Source organism: Streptomyces sp. NBC_01707 (assembly GCF_041438805.1).
In the GTDB taxonomy this organism is placed as follows: domain Bacteria; phylum Actinomycetota; class Actinomycetes; order Streptomycetales; family Streptomycetaceae; genus Streptomyces.
On sequence record NZ_CP109190.1, the window covers coordinates 8,658,963 to 8,676,203 of the forward strand.

General features: G+C 69.4%; 16 protein-coding genes and 1 pseudogene. 9 read left to right on the forward strand and 8 right to left on the reverse strand.

Translation table 11 applies throughout. The annotated features are described in order from the left end of the window. Nucleotides 1–45: 45 nt before the first annotated feature. Nucleotides 46–1,134: a glucose-1-phosphate thymidylyltransferase gene (locus tag OG963_RS38695; RefSeq protein WP_319739427.1), complete on the reverse strand. Its 1,089-nt coding sequence runs from the start codon at nt 1,132–1,134 to the stop codon at nt 46–48. A gap of 375 nt (nt 1,135–1,509) precedes the next feature. On the opposite strand from OG963_RS38695, the gene OG963_RS38700 reads away from it, so the two are divergent. Then, a complete protein-coding gene (locus OG963_RS38700; protein WP_093929837.1) occupies nt 1,510–2,289 on the forward strand; it encodes a hypothetical protein in 780 nt (259 codons plus the stop codon). An 85-nt stretch (nt 2,290–2,374) separates the two neighbouring features. Here the strand turns inward: OG963_RS38700 and OG963_RS38705 are convergent. Together OG963_RS38705 and OG963_RS38710 are read right to left on the reverse strand one after the other, a co-directional pair. Continuing rightward, nucleotides 2,375–2,603 (reverse strand): annotated as a pseudogene (locus OG963_RS38705) (TetR/AcrR family transcriptional regulator); the annotation flags it as partial. Between the two features lie 64 nt (nt 2,604–2,667). Continuing rightward, nucleotides 2,668–2,934 (reverse strand): hypothetical protein, encoded by a 267-nt coding sequence (locus OG963_RS38710; protein ID WP_143136436.1) that lies wholly within the window; start codon nt 2,932–2,934, stop codon nt 2,668–2,670. A 121-nt stretch (nt 2,935–3,055) separates the two neighbouring features. On the opposite strand from OG963_RS38710, the gene OG963_RS38715 reads away from it, so the two are divergent. Then, complete coding sequence (locus OG963_RS38715; RefSeq protein WP_177309235.1) at nt 3,056–3,571, forward strand: GNAT family N-acetyltransferase; 516 nt, start codon at nt 3,056–3,058, stop codon at nt 3,569–3,571. Nucleotides 3,572–3,713: 142 nt separating this feature from the next. Here OG963_RS38715 and OG963_RS38720 read toward each other — a convergent pair whose 3' ends face one another. The 3 genes from OG963_RS38720 to OG963_RS38730 form a co-directional block, all read right to left on the reverse strand. Continuing rightward, nucleotides 3,714–3,956, reverse strand: coding sequence for a hypothetical protein (locus OG963_RS38720; RefSeq protein ID WP_177309236.1), 243 nt, complete (start codon nt 3,954–3,956; stop codon nt 3,714–3,716). A gap of 361 nt (nt 3,957–4,317) precedes the next feature. Continuing rightward, nucleotides 4,318–5,550, reverse strand: a complete 1,233-nt coding sequence (locus tag OG963_RS38725; RefSeq protein WP_093929840.1) for a CaiB/BaiF CoA-transferase family protein — start codon at nt 5,548–5,550, stop codon at nt 4,318–4,320. A 5-nt stretch (nt 5,551–5,555) separates the two neighbouring features. After that, the gene (locus OG963_RS38730; RefSeq protein ID WP_371799936.1) at nt 5,556–6,554 is read right to left on the reverse strand and encodes an acyl-CoA dehydrogenase family protein; all 999 of its coding nucleotides are present in this window, start codon (nt 6,552–6,554) and stop codon (nt 5,556–5,558) included. Nucleotides 6,555–7,259: 705 nt separating this feature from the next. Here OG963_RS38730 and OG963_RS38735 point away from each other — a divergent pair. The 3 genes from OG963_RS38735 to OG963_RS38745 all read left to right on the forward strand — a co-directional run bounded on the left by OG963_RS38735 (nt 7,260) and on the right by OG963_RS38745 (nt 12,371). Further along, nucleotides 7,260–11,267 (forward strand): CHAT domain-containing protein, encoded by a 4,008-nt coding sequence (locus OG963_RS38735; protein WP_371799937.1) that lies wholly within the window; start codon nt 7,260–7,262, stop codon nt 11,265–11,267. 81 nt (nt 11,268–11,348) lie between these two features. Continuing rightward, on the forward strand, nt 11,349–11,606 hold the full coding sequence (locus tag OG963_RS38740) for a hypothetical protein (RefSeq protein WP_371799938.1): 258 nt from the start codon (nt 11,349–11,351) through the stop codon (nt 11,604–11,606). A 6-nt stretch (nt 11,607–11,612) separates the two neighbouring features. Further along, nucleotides 11,613–12,371: a DUF6338 family protein gene (locus OG963_RS38745; RefSeq protein WP_371799939.1), complete on the forward strand. Its 759-nt coding sequence runs from the start codon at nt 11,613–11,615 to the stop codon at nt 12,369–12,371. Between the two features lie 473 nt (nt 12,372–12,844). Here the strand turns inward: OG963_RS38745 and OG963_RS38750 are convergent, their stop codons facing one another. Further along, nucleotides 12,845–13,738, reverse strand: a complete 894-nt coding sequence (locus OG963_RS38750; RefSeq protein WP_371799940.1) for a LysR family transcriptional regulator — start codon at nt 13,736–13,738, stop codon at nt 12,845–12,847. Between the two features lie 70 nt (nt 13,739–13,808). Here OG963_RS38750 and OG963_RS38755 point away from each other — a divergent pair, with 70 nt between their 5' ends. The 4 genes from OG963_RS38755 to OG963_RS38770 all read left to right on the forward strand — a co-directional run bounded on the left by OG963_RS38755 (nt 13,809) and on the right by OG963_RS38770 (nt 16,699). Then, nucleotides 13,809–14,558 (forward strand): SDR family oxidoreductase, encoded by a 750-nt coding sequence (locus OG963_RS38755; RefSeq protein ID WP_319325654.1) that lies wholly within the window; start codon nt 13,809–13,811, stop codon nt 14,556–14,558. Between the two features lie 519 nt (nt 14,559–15,077). Next, nucleotides 15,078–15,491: a hypothetical protein gene (locus OG963_RS38760; protein WP_143136437.1), complete on the forward strand. Its 414-nt coding sequence runs from the start codon at nt 15,078–15,080 to the stop codon at nt 15,489–15,491. Between the two features lie 200 nt (nt 15,492–15,691). Beyond that, on the forward strand, nt 15,692–16,240 hold the full coding sequence (locus tag OG963_RS38765) for a hypothetical protein (protein ID WP_371799941.1): 549 nt from the start codon (nt 15,692–15,694) through the stop codon (nt 16,238–16,240). Between the two features lie 276 nt (nt 16,241–16,516). After that, complete coding sequence (locus OG963_RS38770; protein WP_030920718.1) at nt 16,517–16,699, forward strand: DUF6381 family protein; 183 nt, start codon at nt 16,517–16,519, stop codon at nt 16,697–16,699. A 150-nt stretch (nt 16,700–16,849) separates the two neighbouring features. Here OG963_RS38770 and OG963_RS38775 read toward each other — a convergent pair whose 3' ends face one another. After that, nucleotides 16,850–17,209 (reverse strand): peptidoglycan-binding protein, encoded by a 360-nt coding sequence (locus OG963_RS38775; protein ID WP_093929849.1) that lies wholly within the window; start codon nt 17,207–17,209, stop codon nt 16,850–16,852. Nucleotides 17,210–17,241: the final 32 nt, after the last annotated feature.

A 17,241-nucleotide genomic window follows, 5' to 3' on the forward strand; every position in this document is an offset into this window, starting at 1 on the left:
CCGCGTGGCGCTCCACGACGCGAGCCGATGTGACCGGGCCGCCGGTCACCAGGACCGCGGTGGTGACCAGGACGAGATCTGCACCTTGCTGTGATCGCCGAGGACGAGACGGTGGGCGCGCCGGAAGGCCGGAGCCGGGCTGACCTCGGCGTCGCGTCCGATCACCGACGCCTCGACCCCGTGCACGCCCCTTATCGAGGCCCCGGGCAGCACGATGGAGAACTCGATCTCGCTGTCCTCGATCCGGCATCCCTCCGCGATCGAGGTGAAGGGGCCGATGGAGGAGCCGCTGACGATCGCGTCGGGGCCGATGATGGCCGGGCCCACGATGCGCGAGCCGTGCACCCGAGCGCTCTCGGCGATCGCGACCCGGCCGGCGATCTCGCTGGCCGTGTCCACCTCGCCCGCGATGCACGGCCGAAGCCCTTCGAGTACCGCGCGGTTGGCCTCCAGCATGTCGCTGACGTCGCCGGTGTCCTTCCAATAACCGGAAATCGTCGTGGCGCGCACGTCCCGGCCGTGATCGATGAGCCACTGGATGGCGTGCGTGATCTCCAACTCGCCATGCCGGGAAGGCGCGATGGAGCGCACCGCCTCGTGGACGGCGGGCGAGAACAGGTAGACCCCCACCAGCGCCAGATCGCTCCTTGGACGTGCCGGCTTCTCGTCCAGCCGGACCACGGCCCCCGACCCGTCCAACTCGGCCACGCCGAACGCGGTGGGGTCCGGCATGCGGGTGAGCAGGATCCGGGCCTCGGGGCGGTCGACGCGGAACGCGTCCACGAACTCGGTGATGCCACCGACGACTATGTTGTCGCCCAGGTACATCACGAAGTCCTCGTCACCGAGGAACTCCCGGGAGACCAGCACCGCGTGGGCCAGGCCGAGCGGCTCCCCCTGTGGGATGTAGGTGATGTCGAGCCCGAACCGCGAACCGTCGCCGACCGCATGGCGTATCTCGTCGGCGGTCTCTCCGACGACGATGCCGACGTCGGTGATGCCCGCATCGGCGATGGCATCGAGGCCGTGGAAGAGGACGGGCCTGTTGGCCACGAGCAACAGTTGCTCGGCCGAAGTGTGCGTGAACGGCCGCAGCCGCGTACCCGAACCTCCCGACAGCACGAGAGCCTTCACAATGCGCCACCCTACTTTCAAGGAGCATGTCTCACGTGGTGAGTTGTGCGAGCTTCTTGTAGCAGGTCGGCGGGTGTCCATCCGCCCGCGGTTCGGCCTCCGGCCCGACACCGGGAGGATGCGCATCCGGCCGCATCACCGACCCGTTCGGCGCCCAGTGAGATCGCGAGCGGCAGGGAGGCCGTGCACGACATCGGGACCCGGGCGGCTCGAGCGTCCGCGGCTTCACCGGCGACCGTCGCCATCGGTGGCCGGCCACCCCGACCCACCGTTCAGAGGGTGGGATTCTCGCGAGGCATCTCACCGCAGGTGCTCCCCGGGCCCTGTTGTACGCTCCGCGCACCACATCGGGGCCGGGGAGAGGGACATGCACGTATGCGCAGGACAAGAGGCGTAGCCGTGGCGGCGGGGACGGCGGCGCTGACGCTCGTCACCGTGTCGGGCGCGCACGCCGAGGGGCGGGGCGACATCCGGGTGACCAGGACGGTCGTCGATCACGGGACCAACGTCATCGTGGGGACGTCGAAGACCATCAGGTACCCCATCGTCATGACGATCAAGGACAACTCAGGGGTGAAGGGGGTGACACGGGTCAGCACGTACAGCTACAGCAGCGGTAGTGGGGTCCCGGAGCAGGACGGTTCCGTTACGTGCGTGAAGCAGAGCGCCACGACGTCGGTCTGCACCGCGATGATGAAGATCGTCCCGGGCTGGATGCCCGGGTACTCGGCAGACGACGCCAACGCGATGGCCGGGGTGTGGATGGTGAGCGCGACGGTGAAGGCCAACGACGGTGACTACTGGATCTCCGACGGCATCGCCTCGTACAAGGTCAAGCGTGCCGCGACCCTCGTCACCAACGCCTCGCCGGAGCCGGTGAGGAAGGGCGGCAAACTCACTGTCACCGGCAAGCTCGCGCGGGCACACTGGGAGGACCTGAAGTACTACGGGTTCACAGGGCAGGCCGTGAAGCTCCAGTTCAAGAAGGCCGGTGCCACCTCGTACACGACGGTCAAGACCGTGAAGACGGGCAGTGGCGGAAAGCTCAGCACCACCGTGACCGCCGCTTCGGCCGGCAGTTGGCGCTGGTACTTCGACGGCACGACCACGACGATGCAGGTCGCTTCGGCCGGCGACACCGTTCAGCTGAGCTGACGAAGGCCAAGGCGTACGACGCAAGGGGTCCGGTGTGTTCACCGGGCCCCTCCGTGTGCCCGGGGCGACGTCATCTGTTCCTCCGTCAGTCGGCTGCCATGGCACGCCGGACGCATTCGCGGAGGAGGATGCGACGCGGCTCGTGTACTTCGGGGGGTTCCTGGGCGGTTGCCGCGTAGACGTTGCTGACCGGTGACCAAGCCATGGCCCATGGTGATGACCATGGCCATCACGTCGAACGGATCTCCCTGGCGCACCGGACCGGCGGCCTGGGCTTCGGCGATGGCGCGCAGCTTGTGGTCGTCGAGGCGATCGTGTCCGACCTTGGTTGAGCGGCGAGGGCGCAGGGCACTCGACCTGCCTCGGAGTGGCGCCCCGTCACCGAACTGCCTTGTCCGTTCCGGGAGTTCGAGTTGTCCAGTAGGCCATGGCCTCAGCGCCGAAGCCGGCCGCCACGAACAGGCATCCCAGCCAGAAGAGCGACGTGCTCCGCCACGCCACGCCGCCGAGCAGCATCCCCACCATGCCGAGGACGGGAAGAAGGACCGCGCCGGCCGTCCACCACTGACCCTTGCGAGCTTTGCCGATCGCCGAGGCCGACCCGAGCACGAAGACCAGCATCATCGCTGCCGCCCCTGTCCACATGGCTGCAGTCTGCCGCGTCCTCGCCTGCCGTGTCATTCGCAGACGGCTGCGGAGTCGACCACGGAACGCGTTCCGTAGTCCATCCGCAGATCACGATGGTCCGGATCGGTATCTTTGCCGTGTGCCTGAACTGATCGCGCCCACCACTCGCCTGTACGCCGCCTGGCGGGAAGCACGTGACGAGTGGGGGCCCGGCTTCCACGAGGACGGATTCGGGCTGGGGCCGTCGGACGAAGTCGACTCGCCGGACGGGTTCGCGGCGTGGGTGGCGCTGCTGGCTGAGGAGTCGGGTCCGGAGGCCGCGGAGACCGGCCGAGGTTGTACGTATCGATGGATCGTCGAGGGCGACCGGGTGCACGGCGGAATCGCGTTGCGGCACGGGCTCAACGACTACGTGCTGCAGTTCGGCCACATCGGCTACGGCATCCGGCCGTCCTCGCGTCGGCGCGGGCTGGCCACCTGGGCGCTGGGCCGGATACTCGACGAAGCGCGGACGCTCGGTCTGGAACAGGTGCTGATCGTCTGCTCCGTCGACAACCTTGCCTCGGTGAAGACGATCGAACATCAGGGAGGCGTCCTCGAGGACATCCGGGACACCGAACGCGGCGCCGTGCGGCGGTACCGGATCAAAACCTAGTGCGTGATGTGGCCGGAGGAAGCCCCGCGCGCGAGCGGGCACACCGCAAGCCGCCCACCTCGGGACTGATCGGCAGTTCGACAACCGAGGAGACACCCCCGGATCGGCCCACCCGGCTCTTGTCCCACAGGTCGAAGATCAGTCAGACACTCGTTCCGGCCGGCAACACGGTATGGGCGATGCCGGTGAGGTTCCCCTGCGGGACGAGGATCTCCGTCCGGTTCGATCCGTCGAGATCGGCGGCGTAGACGTTCCCGGCCAGGTCGGTCACGTACATGAGGCCGGCGTCCCGATCGAGGGCGAGGCCGATGCCTTCCATCAGGTGGGTCAACAGGATCTCTGGCGTCCGCCGCCCGTACGGCGGGTCCATCGGCGAGCGGTTCACGCTGTTGCCCCGAGGGGGGTCCCCGCGATCCGTCCTGATAGTGCGTCGCCCAGCTCGCGCCGATGGTGCCGGTGCCGACGATCGTCACGCGGTGGACGGGTCTGTGCGCATTCATGGTTGGTCACTGCTCCTGGGAGTCGGACGCCGGTCGGGAGGTGGGTGACTGAAACACCCCGCCCGCGCCCGTGAGTACGGCGACCGACAGTTCCGGGTCCGCGTCGAGCCGATCCCGAGACTGACGCGAGCCGTGCCGCGACCTCGTGGTCCACGGCGCTCTTCTGCGCCGGGCGGTCGAGGGCGATGGTCAGTACGCCGCCGCGGCGCTCGTGGAGCACCGAGGCGGACGCCTCGTGCGCCGTGTTCATGGCGACGCCGCGCCTTCCGACGTGCCGGGGATCGTTCCCTGGGCGCGCAGCTCGGAGATCTCGGCGGGGCCGAATCCCAGCTCGGTGAGGATCTCGTCGTTGTGCTCGCCCAGATCGGGCGCTCGCTTAGCCGGCACCTTCGGCACCCCTCGGAGGTTGACCGGACTGCTGATGGTCTCCGTCAGCCCGCTGACGCCCTCCAGCGGCACCACGATGTCGTTCGCGCGCAGCTGCGGGTCCTGCGCGGCCTCCTCCGGCGTCTGAATGAGGCTGTAGGTGACGCGTTCCCGGCCCAGGGCGTCCTTCCAGTGGGCGAAGGGCTGTGTGCGGAACTCGGCGTCGAGCAGCTCGCTCAACGCGGCGGAATTCTTGACGAAGCCCTCGACGTCCGCGAAGCGGGGATCGTCGAGCAGTTCGGGGTGACCGATGGCCCGCGTCAGTCCCGGCCAGTGCGGGGGAGAGGCGACCAGCATGAACCACTCGTCGTCCGCGGTCCGGTAGGGGTTGATCAGCGGGTTGGCCGGCGCCTTCCGGTCGTGCAGCTCGAACGGCGTGCCGCCGGCGAGCGCGCCGGCCACGAGCGTTCCCGTGGCCCAGACGCCTGAGGCGAGCAGCGACGTCCCGACACTGGCGCCTTGTCCCGTGCGCTCACGGCGGTACAAGGCGGTCACGATCGCCGCGTAGATCGCGATCGCCGACATGTAGTCGCCGCTGCCCCAGACCGGCACCGTCGGCGGGGCCCCCGCGTCCCGGGTGGAGGCCAGCAGTCCGCTGCGCGACCAGGCGGCGGTCAGATCGAAGCCCGGCTGGCCGGCGTCGGGGCCGGCGTCCCCGAATCCGGTGATGTCGGCGTAGACGACCCGCGGGTTCCAGCCCGCGACCTCTTCGTAGCCGAGGTGCAGCTTCTCGCGTGTGCCGTGCGGGAAGTTGGTGATCACCACGTCGGCCCACTCGACGAGGCGCTTGAGGACCGTGGTGGCCGACGGCGACTTCAGGTCGATCACCATGCCGCGCTTGTTGCGGTTGGCGAGGTGCCAGCTGTAGTTGGCCCGCGCCCGGGGACTGGGCGGCACGGAGCTCAGCCGCCGCTGGGGATCGCCCGTCCCCGGCGGCTCGATCTTGATGACGTCCGCTCCGAAGTCGGAGAGCACGGTGGCTGAGGCCGGTCCTGCGATGAAGCTCGACGCGTCGAGGACCTTCAAGCCGGTGAAGACGGATTCGGTGGTCATCCCGGTCACCTCACGAAGGCGCTCAGGCCGCCGGTCACGGCACGTCCGACGATGAGGGTCTGGATCTCCCGCGTGCCTTCGTACGAGTAGATGGCCTCGGCGTCGGCGACGAAGCGGCCGATCTTGTAGTCGAGGATGATGCCGTTGCCGGCCAGCAGTTCCCGCGCCCACCCCACGTTCTCGCGCATCCGCACGGTGCAGTAGGCCTTCGCCAGGGCGGACTGCTCGTCCCTGTACACGCCGGCGTCCTGCAACTGGGCCAGGCGCACCATCATCCCGCACGAGGCCGTGGCATTGCCGAGCATCTTCACCAGCAGGTCCTGCACGAGCTGGAAGCCCCCGATCGGGCGGCCGAACTGTTCGCGCTCCTTCGCGTACTGCAGGGCGATCTCGTAGGCGCCGAACATCATTCCCACCGCCTGCCACGCCACGCCGCTGCGCGTCTGGCGCAGGATCTTGGCGGTGTCCTTGAAGGAGTTCGCGTTCTGCAGCCGGTTGGCCTCCGGGACGCGGCAGCCGTCGAGCACGATGTCGGCGTTCTGCACGATCCGCAGCGCCATCTTGTTCTCGATCTTCGTCGCGGTGAACCCGGGGGTGTCCTTCTCCACGACGAAGCCCAGCACGTGCTGCGTCTCGACATCGCGGGCCCAGATGACGACCAGGTCGGCGAACGTCGCGTTTCCGATCCACCGCTTCGCGCCGTCGAGAATCCATACGTCGCCGTCGCGGCGCGCGGTCGTCAGCAGGCCGCCGGCCACGTCGGAGCCGCCGTGCGGCTCGGTCAACCCGAAGGCGCCGATCTTCTCGAAGCGGCTCATCGCCGGCAGCCATCGCCGCTTCTGTTCGTCGGAACCGCAGGTGAGGATCGTGCCCATGGCCAGACCCATGTGCACGCCGGCGAACGTCGCCATGGACGCGTCGACATGCGCCATCTCCAGCGCGATGAAGCCCGCGAGGAGGTTGCTCGGCCCCGACTCCTGGGAGTCCGGGTCGGCCCAGTCCATCAAGCCGAGCTTCCCGAAGCTCTCGACGAGTTGGAAGGGCCCGGGCCCAGCAGTCGTCGACGATCGGGGCGACCTGCGTGCGGAGGAACGCGCGCACGGACTCGGCCCTCTCCCGCTCGCTGTCCGACAGCAGATCCTCGTAGGCGTAGAAGTCGGCGGGCAACAGCCCTTCGCCCAGGTAGGGACCGGACGGTGTCGGCAAAGCCGTTGTGCCGCTCATGGCAGTCTCCCTCAAACGCTGTGGGGCGTGGCCCGGGGATCCGCGCCCGTCAGCGCTGTCCGTGCCCGGCGTTCCGGTTCTCGGACGCGATTAAACGCGGATCCGGAGCCGGTCCCCCGGACCCGGGCCGCCCACGGATGCCGTGTCGCCACGTACCACCCCAGTGGCCCGTGGAGGTGAGGCAGGGCCGCAAGGAGTGACGGAACGTCATGTCGGTGTGGTGCTGCCGCCGATGGGCCGTTTCTGCTGCGTATGTGAGCCGGACACTCGTCCGGTCGGTCAGCTCGGTCGGCCGAGCGCGACTCGGGCGGCTCCCCGTATCCGGCGGCATCTCGCCGGCGATCGCTGCCGCGGGGCGGATGCGAGGTCGAGCGGCGGTGGGCCGGATGTGCGGCGAAGCGGGGTGGGCAATGCCGGCGACGGCCTCGATCCTGTCATGTCCGGTGCTAGCGTCTGAGAGAAGTTCCGGGACACGGGGGAACCGAATGCAGGAACTGGATCGGCTCACCACACTGCGGCGCCGCATCGTCCAGTACGAGCAGGGCACGCGCGACGCGGTGACAGACCCGACGGCAGTGACCGCCGCCGGGGAACTGTTGGCCCAGGCACCTCGACCGGACCTGGAGGCAGCCACCGTACTGGCCTGGTTCTACTGGTATCTGCGTCTGGAGGTTGTCGAGCGCGCACACGAGGAGGCGACAAGTGCCGCTGTGCGGCTGTTCTTCCTGGTGCGCGATCTGGATCCCGATGCGGTGCTGCCCCCGCTGATGGAGCAGCAGTACGCGGTCCGTGCCGCTGCCCGGGAACTGGACACAGCCTTGGCGGCGGCGCTCGCGCGCGATGCCTCGCACAGGCGGGATCCGGACGCCATGTATTGGGCGATCGCGGTCCTGACCGAGGCCGAGGTGCTGGCACTCGAAGCCGGTGCGCACGCCGACCGCGTGGTCTACCGGTGCCTGCGCGGCCATCAGCTGTGCGCGCTCTACGAGGTGCTCGGCCGGGCGGAGGATCTGGACAGAGCTGTCGCCGATCTGAGCAACGCGGTGCGGCATGCCCCCGACGACCCGGCGACTGCGGCCGTGATGCACGGTTACCTGGGCCGGGCCTACCTGCGACGCCATCAACTGCGGGGCCTGCCGGAGGACCTGGACGCGGCCTTGGCCGAGCTGCGCCAGGCCCACGGAGGGCCGGCCCCCCTCCGTCCGGACGATCCCGAGTGGCTCGCGCCCGCCCAGAATCTCGGCGCCGCTCTGCTTCTGGCCGGTCACTACGAGGAGGCGGCGGCCGTTCTGCGGCGCGTTCTCACCGTCCACCCTCAAGGCAGTCCCGAGGCGGCACAGACGCACCACATGCTCGGCAGCGCCTGCCGAGCGCTGTACCTCGGACACCATCGTCGACAGGACCTCGACGACTGCGTGCTCAGCCTTCGGGCCGCCCACGACACGTCGTCGTCCGCGTCCGGGGCCGCACGGACGGGGGCCGAAGTCGCTCAGCTGCTCGTGGCCGCGCTGCTCGACCTGTATCGCGTCGACGGGGACGGCGGCCACCTCGAGGAGGCCGCCCGGACAGTCCGCGAGTGTCTGGAGCGTGAGGACAGGACGGAAGCGCGTATGCGGCTTCTGGTCCGCCGGTCGGAGGTGCACTACGCGGCCTACCATCACCGCGGAGACCGCGACGAGTTGGATGCCGCGATCGCCTCCGCCGAGGAGGTCCTGCTCGAAGCCGCGGCCGACGCCGATGCCTCCCGGTCCGCGCAATGGGAGTCCGCCATCGGCCCGACGCTGGCGCAGGCCCTGTGCGACAGGTTCCGTCTGGAGCCGCATCCGGATGACCTCGACCTCGCCGTCGAGATGGCACAGGACGGGGTGGAACGGTCCGCCGAGGACGGCCGGAGCACGGCCGGATACGCCACCCGGTTGCTCCTCCTCGGCTATGCGCTGACACTGCGCGGGGAGGCGTCCGGCTCGCCGTCGGACATGGACCACGCCGTAGAGGCGCTCGACAAGGCCGTCGAGATCCTTCCTGCCGACTCACCGCAGCGCGCTCGTACCCACGCCGGGCTGGGCAACGCGCTGCGGGCCCGCGCGGCGATCTCCGGGAACGTCGATGACCTCGACGCCTCGATCGCCGCGTACCGTGAGGCCGCTGCGGCAGACGCCGATCACTTCGCTCTCAGCGGGCACGCGACCGTACGCCTCGACCGCTTCCTGCGCCGCGGCGGGCGCGCCGATCTCGACGAAGCCATCACACTCAGCCGGGCCGCCGCACAGGCCGCTCCGGAACACGAACGGCACACCGCGCTGCACCTGGCCGGAATCGCGCTGCGCCTGCGGTTCGACCACTTCGGCGACCCGATGGACCTGGATGAGGCGATCGAGACAGGCGGGCAGGCCGTCCGGGCGATACCGCCCCGCCATACGCTGCGCCCCGCCTATCTGTCGAATCTGGCACTGGCCCACAGCAGCCATTTCCACGAGTCGGCACCAGCGCTCGATCTCGACGGCGCGTTCAGCGTGTCTGCCGATGACACCGATCTGCTGACGTACGACATCGACACGTCGATCGACCTGTTGCGTGAGGCGGTCGACGCCGTTCCCGTCGGCCGGCGCATTCGCCCGGGCCTGCTGGCGAACCTGGCGAACGCGCTGACGGACCGCTTCTCGGCGACCTCACGGTGGGCCGATCACCGAGCAGCGCTCACCGGCGTCGCCGACGCCCTGGAGGAGTGCCCGGCGGGGCGGCCCGAGCGAGCCCAACTGTTGTACCTGCGGGCACGGCTGCTGCTCAAGGGGGCCGACGCGCGCCCCGGCCCGACCGCGGCCGCCGACCGGACATCCGCCTCCGATGCGCTGCGGGAGGCCGCCGAGGCGGCCACGGCTTCCCCCCTGCTGCGGATGACAGCACTGCGCGAGCTGGCTGCTCAGGCGCCCGAACCGGCCGCCGCCCTGGCCGCCTACGAGCAGGCGATGGCCTGTGTCCCCCTGGTCGCCTGGCACGGCCTCGGCCGCCGTGACCGCGAGCGGCACCTGACCCGCATCGGCCCCCTCACTCAGGAGGCTGCCGCCGCGGCCCTGGACGCCGGTCGTCCGGAACGGGCCGTCGAACTGCTGGAGCACGGCCGAGCCATCCTGTGGAGGCAGTCCCTCGACATCGACACCGACCTGGACGCGGTACGCCGGACGGCGCCCGAACTCGCCGAGCAACTGCACCAGGTGCGCACCCGCCTGCTTGCCATGGACGCCGGACCCGACGGCCTGAACACCACAGCTGACCACACGGACCTGCGCATGGATCTGGCCCGCCGATGGGACGTGCTGTGCGAGCAGGTACGACAGCATGTCCCCGGATGCGGGGACTTCCTGCTCCCGCCCGGCTTCGCCCACCTGTGCACCGCGGCCACGAACGGCACAGTGGTCCTGATCAATATCGCCGAACGCCGCGGCGATGCCCTGGCGCTGAGCCAGGACGGGCTGACGGTGATCCCTCTGCCCCAGCTCGACCCGGACGTCGTGCAGCAACGCGTGACCACGTACATGAGCGCCCTCGAATCGTACGAGTACGTGGATCTGCTGCTGGCTCTCGACATGAAGCACGACGCGGACGGACAACTCGACGTGCTCGGCCGGATGATGAGGGACGTCCTGAACTGGCTGTGGGAGGCCGCCGTCGAACCCGTCCTGGACGCGCTCGGCCACACCGGCGAGCCGACCGACGGCGCCTGGCCGCGAGTGTGGTGGTGCCCCGTCGGCCCGCTGACCTTCCTGCCGTTCCACGCCGCGGGTCACTACCACCCGGAGCCCCGGCCGGGGGCCTGCGTACTGGACCGGGTCGTGTCGTCCTACACGCCGACTCTGCGCACCCTCATCAGGGCCCGTACTCGCCCGACCGCCCGGCCCGGACGGCGCCGCATGCTTCTTGTCGCCATGCCGCAGACACCTGGGCGGCCACCGCTCCCGGACGCGGAAGAGGACGTCGAGGCGGTGAGCGCCTTCTTCCCCGAGCGGACCAGCGTCATCGTCGGCCCCGAGGCCACTCGGGACGCCGTGCGCCGGGCACTGGGCCACCACAGCTGGGCACACATCACCTGTCACGGTGACCTGGACCCTCTCGACCCTTCGCACAGCGGGCTGCGACTGCACGACGGGACGCTCACCGTCGCCGAACTCGGCCGACTGAGCCTGGACGACGCGGAGTTCACCTTCCTGTCCAGCTGCGGTACGGCGCTCACCGGCTACGGTCAGCCCGACGAGGCGATCCACGTCGCTGCCGCGCTCCAGTTCGCCGGATACCGGCACGTGGTGGCCACCATGTGGACGGTACTCGGCCGCTATGCTGGTTCCGTCGCCGACCATCTGTACAACTCCCTCGCCTTCGAAGGTGAGTTGGCGGCCGAGGAATGCGCACTCGCACTCCACTGCGCGGTGCGGGAGCTGCGTGCCCAGCCGGGTATGGAACTGGCGATCTGGACACCTTTCATCCACATCGGCCCGTGAATCACCGCGGTCCGCACGCCGGCTCACGAGCCGACAAAGAGGATCAGTACGCACGTTCGCATGATGCGCAAGGAGGCACTGATGACGGGCGATGACGCGGGCGCCGGCGCCACCACTTCCACCCCGCCACCGAAGCCGCGCGGACGGCGGCCACTCACCAGCCCGCGCGAGGAACTCCTCCACGGCCCCAAGCACGGCGGCCAGGCCGTGATCGCCGGCGTGGGCCTGCCTGCACCGGCCTCCGGCATCCCTGACGCACCGGCCGGCCCTGCCGACAGCGCTACGGCGGGCAGTGCCGGGCGGCAGGGGGAGCACCGTACGGACGACGCGGAGAGCTGAGGCGCCATGCCCAGTTCCATTCTCGGACTGGTTCTCTTCGTCGTCTGCCTGGTCCCGGGATTCGTCTATGCGGCAGCCCGCGACTTGCGCCTGCCCGAGCGCACCTCGTCCGCGTTCCGCGAGACCACCCGCGTCGTACTGGCCAGCCTCGCCTTCGACGGGATCGCGCTCGCGGTGTTCGCGCTGATCCGTACGGCCGCACCCGGCCTCACCCCCGACACCGGCCGTCTCGTGCGCGAAGGCTGGGTCTATGTGCGCGCCGACTACGGGCGATTGACACTGTGGTCCTGCGTCCTGCTCGTCGCCGCGGCCGGTGCCGCGCTGGCCGCCGCCCAGCTGCTGCCGCGTGGTCCGGGCCCACTGTCGGTCGAGTCGTCGTGGTGGCTGCTGTTCGGCCGTTACCCGGTACTCACCGGGGCGAAGTGCACGTACGTCGGCTGCGAACTCGTCGACGGATCGTATCTGGCCGGCGTGCTCAAGCACTTCGCACACCAGGCCGAGGAGACCGGCGACCGCGAACTGGCCCTGGTCGCTCCCCTGGAATACCGGTCTCACCCCGGAACGCCTTGCCGGCCGCTCACCGATCACCAACTGGTGTCGGTGAGTGCACGCCAGATCAAGTTCCTGACCGTGACCTACCTGGATCACATCCCCCGGCCCGGGCAGATCCCGGGCGCCCGGAGTGAGCAGGGCGATCCCACACGATCGATGCCGGCCGGCTTGCCGACATCCGCCACGGCCACGAACACCCCTTCCTCACCCTGATCGAAGGGGTCCGGCAGCGGTGGGCATCTCGGCCGGATGCGACGGCCGGGCTTCGGTGTCATCTGCTCGCCAGTGTCCCCAGCGCCCCGGGGTGGCCTCGCTCGTCCACTTCTGCCCGGCAGTCACTCCTGGCTGCTCGTCATCTTGTAGACGAAGTCGTTCGACCCGAGTAGGGACCGCTGCTCGTTCGGCCGAACCAGGCTGCCGCCGCCGTAAATCGGACCGACGTGCCGAACTGGTGCCCCGCCCGACATCGTGCGGAGCGCCGGTCCCAGGGGTGCTCGTGTGGATGGTCGCTGTCGAAGCGCATCGCCGCCGAACAGCCCGAACTACCCGCGGACGCCGACAGTTGATCCCGCTGCGGGCCGATGATGATCGTGGTTTGTGAGGACTGTGCGACGGCCTCGGCGGCTGCGGCCATGGTTCCTGCCCGCGCTCAGCAACCGCAGGTGTGACGCCGCAAGGTGTGAAGCCTACGTCAGGGCGTCCTGGCCGCGGTGCTCGTCTTGATACAGCGCGCCCGCCCCTGCCGCCTCCGCGCCGGCGCGGATCAGCGCGGCCACCGCCCGTGATGTCGTCCGCTCCGGCCAGGCCATGATGACCGCGGTGGGCGGCGCATCGAGCAGCGGCACGCACACCACGTCGGGCCAGGCACGCCGGCGCACCGACTCGGGCAGGACCGCGACCAGCTGACCCAGAGCAACCAGCTGCATCAGCTGCGAGATATCACGCACCTGGGGAAGACGGCCATCGGTGGCGTGCACATCGTCATCAGGCCATCGGGGTAGCTGTTCGCCGGCCAGGTCGGCGAGGGTCAAGGCGGCGCGGCCGGCGAGACGATGGGCCCGGGGAAGCATGGCCACCTGGTCCTGGGTCACGAGCGTTTCGGTGTCGAATCCCGCGACGTCGTCGTAGGGCGCGGTCAGGAACGCGACATCGACCCTGCCGTCGCGCAGCATCGGAGTCTGCTCCCCGATGCCGCAGACGATCACCTCGATGTCGACGGCATCAGAATCGAGGCGGTAGCGTCGCAGGATCGACTCCAGCAGCCCTGCATCCCCGTTGGGCTTCATCGCCAGCGTGAGCTTCGGATCGGTTTGTCCCGCCCGTTGCGCGCGCCGGACCGATGCCGATACCGCGTCCAGTGCTTTGCGGCTTTCCGTCAGGAAGACCTGGCCGGCGGCGGTGAGGTTCACTGCCCGGCTGGTGCGTTCCAGCAGCTGCACGCCCATGCGCCGCTCCAACTGGGCGATGGCGCGGGACAGCGGGGGCTGCGCCATGCCCAGGCGCTGTGCGGCGCGCCCGAAGTGCAGTTCCTCGGCGACGGCGACGAAGTAAGTGAGCTCCCGCGTCTCCGGCACATCCATACCTGCAGGGTATCGTTCGAGACGCTACGGGTGTTGGCCAGCGCGTTCGGTGCGGTGTTGTGCTGGATCCATGAACGAAACCAAGATCACCCTGGTGACCGGAGCGAACAAGGGCATCGGCCGCCAAATCGCCGGCCAGCTCGGGGCCCTGGGCCACATCGTCGTGATCGGCGCCCGCAATGCCGAGCTCGGCCGGAAGGCCGCCACGGAGCTGCGCGAGAGCGGCGCCGATGCGGCTTCAGTCGTGCTCGACGTGACGGACCCGGTCTCGGCCGCCGCAGCCGCCACCGAGATCGAGTCCCGCTACGGCAGGCTCGACACGCTGGTCAACAACGCCGGCATCAGCGGCCCTCCGAGCAGCGACATGGGCGACCAGCGCCCCAGCACGGCGGACCTCGACGTGCTGCGCGCCATCTTCGAGACCAACTACTTCGGGGTGATCGCCGTCACCAACGCGATGCTGCCGCTGCTGCGCCGATCGGCCTCTCCGCGGATCGTCAACGTGTCCAGCTCCGTGGGCTCACTGAGCATCAACGCAGACCTGGAACGCACCGACGGCCCGCCGATCCCGATCTCCGCCGGGTACGTCACGTCGAAGTCCGCGCTGACGGCCCTTACCCTGCAGTACGCCCGAGACCTGCTGCCCGACGGCATCAAGGTCAACGCGGTCTGCCCCGGCTACGTCGCCACCGACCTGAACGGCCACCGCGGCCACCGCACCCCCGCCGAAGGCGCGGTGGCCGCAGTCCGGATGGCCACCATCGGCGCCGACGGACCGACCGGCACCTTCACCGACGACGAGGGCCCAGCGCCCTGGTGAGCCGTCAGGCGGCTGGGCGCGGGGCTTACCCGGTCTCGACAGGAAGACTCGTCGGCGATCATCGCTTCCCGTGGACGTTCAATGGCGCAGCAACGGGGAGAGCCAGTCTGCGGCTGGCCCCGGTTCCCGCTGACGGGTCTGCCCAGCGGTTACCTCCAGCGGCAATGAGCGGTTGGCGTTCCATCCGCGGCGAACAAGGCCCGCAGGGCCGCCAGAGAGCACTGGCATCCGAGCAGCAGAGGTGCACTCCACTCCCGTCAGCAGAATCGTCGTCCGCCCAGGGTGGCCTGCTGGTCCTGGCGGTATGCGATCAGGAGAGCGGTCAGCCATCCTGATGAAGGTCTGGATCCGCCCGCTGATAACGACTTCGCATGACTCGGCCTTCCATTCCCGACCTGCTCCTATCCTGTGCCTCCGCGGCCATCGCCACGACGCGGTGCACCGGTGCACGGGCGACGACGAGTGGCCGGCAGCGCCGTGTACGTCGCCACCCAGGCGAGCCCGTTCGAAGGAACCCGCATGGTCCAGATGCCCGGCACGGTCAAGTCCGCCCGCGCCCTGCTCCTCGTCGTGGGCGCAGGGAACATCGTGGCCTCCCTGTGGCTCATGATGGCCGCTGTAACCCTGCAGACAGGTGCCATGGGACAGCTGGTGATCGGCCTGCTCCTCCTTGCGGCGCTCCCGTTCGGGACGCTCGCCGCAGCCGCGATCGTCATTGCCGCGAAGTTCACCAACGGCGGCCACCGCGTCCGCATCGGCGCTGTTGCCGTCGGATCATTGACCATCGTCGGCTCATCGATCATCGCCGGCACTGCGACCAGCGCGAAGCTGCACAACGGCGCGTGGGGGATTGCCGTCGCAGTCGGCGCTCTCGTGATCGTCCTCTCGACCGGACAGGACACCAGAGACTGGTTCGACCGTCCGCCCCGGTAGCGGAGACGTCTTCCATGGGGGCTGACTGCGGGGCGCGAAGGTTGTGACCTTCGGAAGCGGGGGCCACCCAGGGCCACCGGCTCACGCGCGACGTCCCCGCCTAGGAGTGGTGAACTGGACCACGTACTGCACCAGTTCCGACATTGTGGCGAAGTGAAGTTGGGCTCAGGCGCTGTGAAGTCTCCTACTACGATACGCGGTTGGCGATACCGGTCGGCGAACAGATGACTCCGCTGCCTCCTCACCCCTTGCGGCGCAGCCTCGTCCTCTGCGCTTCCCTGTTGTCCGTCGCCCTCGCCGCCGGGTGTACGAGTGCACCCGGCGAGCCGAACGGGCCCAGCACACCGGAGAGCAGTACAAGGAAGCAACGGAAGCACACCTCCGAAACATCCGCCCACGCCGAGGAGAGACTCGGTGAGCAGGTCGAGGAAGCCCTCGGCACGGAGGAGATCGGCGACAGCGATCCGCTGTTCGTCGAGGCGGGTCTTGAGCGTGTCAGCGACGGGTTCCACACCGTGCCGGAACTGACACGTGGGCGTTCGTACAGGTTGTCCGTCGTCTGCGCGGGAAAGGGAAAGATCATCCTGTCCATGGCCCTGCAGAAGCCCGTCCACCGGACCATGGCCTGCGACGGCGTCCCGCTTCGCCGACGCATCACGGTCCCAGCGGCCAAGGTGAAGATCGACACCGAGGGGATGCCGGGGGCCACGGGGATGGTTGCGTGGCGCATCGACAAGGTCGACAGGTAGGCCGCACGTTCACCCACCACAGCACTGCCGCGTCTGATGCCGGCGTACGGCCGCAGGGGCAGCGGCCGGCGCCCCGCCCGGGCACGGTCGTTCGTACTGCTCAACCCGCCTCCGTGGGCAGCCGCTTGTGCGTCGGTCCCGCGGATGCGTCCGCACCCTCATGTGCATGCCGCGGCCTGCGCGGATAACGGTGGGTGAGCCTTCGAGATGCGCGGGCACAGGCGCGCTGCTTCGCTGGGGTGGCCCGCTCTTCCCCGATGACACCAAGGAGTGATCATGAGCGTTGCAGGCGAGTCCGGTGCCCGTGCCCAGCAACTTCTCCAGAAGGCACAGGAGATGGAACAGGCCGCGGAGCGTATCTCCGACCCGCAGGAGCGTCAGCGGCTGAAGGACAAGGCTCGCGAGCTCAAGCAGCAGAGCAAGCAGGCGGGCGGCGGGGACATCGACCCCATGGTGTAAGAGCCGTGTGCATGCGCCAGCCGGTGGCTGCCCGCGACCTTCGAGCCGCGCGAGGCCATCGGCTGGTCACTTGTGCGGGGCCACTTCGACCGTAAGCCTCCGATCGGCGCGCGCTTTCCGCGTCGGCCGTCGCGGCCGAATCCGGCGAGGTCACTTCGGATAGGGGTCGTAGCAGTCCAGCGCGGGGTCGTAGAGCACCCGCCAGGTGGCCTGGTCGACGACTCCGGTTCTGCCCAGTCCGTGGCATCCCTGAATCCAGATGATCTTCTTCGACGTGGCGGTGCCGAAGACCCCGTCGACCGCGACTTTCGGAACGCCGCCCCACACGTTGCTCAGACACTGCGCCTGCTTCACGGAAAGACCGGTGCTCACGCCGGTGAGCGCGGGGCGATCGATGGAGGACGTGTAGGGGCATGTCTTCTCGGCGGCGGCGGCCTCGTGCGTAGTCGTCGCCAGGGCCCCGGCGGTCAGCAGCGCTGCGCCGAGGGCCGCACACTTGCGGCGGATCATCTCGGGCACTCCTCTCCGTACGGGTGATGCGC

What these genes read in the sequence shown, in the direction of transcription:
- OG963_RS38730 (WP_371799936.1), bottom strand. Translation starts at nt 6,554, where the DNA reads ATGGACTGGGCCGACCCGGACTCCCAGGAGTCGGGGCCGAGCAACCTC.
- OG963_RS38735 (WP_371799937.1), top strand. Translation starts at nt 7,260, where the DNA reads ATGCAGGAACTGGATCGGCTCACCACACTGCGGCGCCGCATCGTCCAG.
- OG963_RS38710 (WP_143136436.1), bottom strand. Translation starts at nt 2,934, where the DNA reads ATGTGGACAGGGGCGGCAGCGATGATGCTGGTCTTCGTGCTCGGGTCG.
- OG963_RS38775 (WP_093929849.1), bottom strand. Translation starts at nt 17,209, where the DNA reads ATGATCCGCCGCAAGTGTGCGGCCCTCGGCGCAGCGCTGCTGACCGCC.
- OG963_RS38750 (WP_371799940.1), bottom strand. Translation starts at nt 13,738, where the DNA reads ATGGATGTGCCGGAGACGCGGGAGCTCACTTACTTCGTCGCCGTCGCC.
- OG963_RS38770 (WP_030920718.1), top strand. Translation starts at nt 16,517, where the DNA reads ATGAGCGTTGCAGGCGAGTCCGGTGCCCGTGCCCAGCAACTTCTCCAG.
- OG963_RS38745 (WP_371799939.1), top strand. Translation starts at nt 11,613, where the DNA reads ATGCCCAGTTCCATTCTCGGACTGGTTCTCTTCGTCGTCTGCCTGGTC.
- OG963_RS38740 (WP_371799938.1), top strand. Translation starts at nt 11,349, where the DNA reads ATGACGGGCGATGACGCGGGCGCCGGCGCCACCACTTCCACCCCGCCA.
- OG963_RS38725 (WP_093929840.1), bottom strand. Translation starts at nt 5,550, where the DNA reads ATGACCACCGAATCCGTCTTCACCGGCTTGAAGGTCCTCGACGCGTCG.
- OG963_RS38760 (WP_143136437.1), top strand. Translation starts at nt 15,078, where the DNA reads ATGGTCCAGATGCCCGGCACGGTCAAGTCCGCCCGCGCCCTGCTCCTC.
- OG963_RS38755 (WP_319325654.1), top strand. Translation starts at nt 13,809, where the DNA reads ATGAACGAAACCAAGATCACCCTGGTGACCGGAGCGAACAAGGGCATC.
- OG963_RS38700 (WP_093929837.1), top strand. Translation starts at nt 1,510, where the DNA reads ATGCGCAGGACAAGAGGCGTAGCCGTGGCGGCGGGGACGGCGGCGCTG.